At 64.9% G+C, this 1016-nt stretch carries 1 pseudogene; it reads right to left on the minus strand.

The annotated features are described in order from the left end of the window. Positions 1-248: 248 nt before the first annotated feature. A pseudogene (locus tag EV216_RS18095) lies at positions 249-608 on the minus strand (S49 family peptidase); the annotation flags it as partial. Positions 609-1016: the final 408 nt, after the last annotated feature.

Here is a 1016-nt window from a genome sequence, read left to right on the forward strand (position 1 = left end):
GATCTCTATCTCAGACATAAGCACGTGCTCAGGCATATGCCTAAGCCTCCATGGTCATGCCCAAGTGTCCGGTCAAAAAGGGGGCCAGTTCACCGACCGTCACACCAAAGATCATACCCACCGCTGCGGTCGCGGCCAGCCCCGCGCGCTGCATCTGGAACGAGAGCTGGTCGACGACGCAGCCCGCGTACATGGCAAAGCGCGGCACCTCGGGCATGGCGACCTCGATGGCCATCGAGGGCAGCACCCAGCCGACCGGCGCGGCCAGCGGCCACGGTTTCCGCGAAGAGAAACCGCAGCACGTCGATCTCGCGCTGGATGTCGTCGCGCACGCCCTCGGGCAGGGGCTGGTAGGGGTTGCCATCGACCTTGTGGCGGCCGGAATGGATCAGCGTCACCCGCACCCCGTCCTGGTCCAGCTGGCCGCTGAGGTCGGCATGGAGCACCACGACGCCGATGCCGCCCAGCGCGCCGGTGCGCGGCAGCAGGATCCGGTCGGCCTGAGATGCCAGCGCATACCCGGCCGAGAAGGCGTGTTCGGCCACGAAGGCCCAGACGGGTTTGCTGCCCCGGATGGCACGAATGCGATCTACGAGGTCGAAGGCCTTCTCCATCTCTGCGGACAATTGCGCGGCCATCAGGGCTGCCACGCGGGTGGGCCATGTGACCCATGTATCGCGCTCCTGGCGCGCGAGGCTAAACACCAGCGTCTCGGCGCGCGCGCGGTCGACCAGCACGCCCTTCTTCTTCTGGATGGCGATCTGCTTGTCCTACGGCTGCCTGCACTATCCGCATTCTGACAACACTCCGGGCCTAGCGCACCCGACCAGTGCGCCTTCCTCGCAGGTCCGCTGACTGACGCCTGCGCTGCCCTGTGTGGCGACATTGTCCGGGTGGACAACCCGCACGAAAAAATGTCTGTTGCTAGGCTCAGGACTCGTTCTTGATCATAGCCAGAACAAGACGGTTGCGGCGAGCATGATCGCAGAGAAGAACGTTTCCGGGCACCGATCGTA

Origin of the sequence: Rhodovulum steppense (assembly GCF_004339675.1) — a bacterium.
GTDB lineage: Bacteria > Pseudomonadota > Alphaproteobacteria > Rhodobacterales > Rhodobacteraceae > Rhodovulum > Rhodovulum steppense.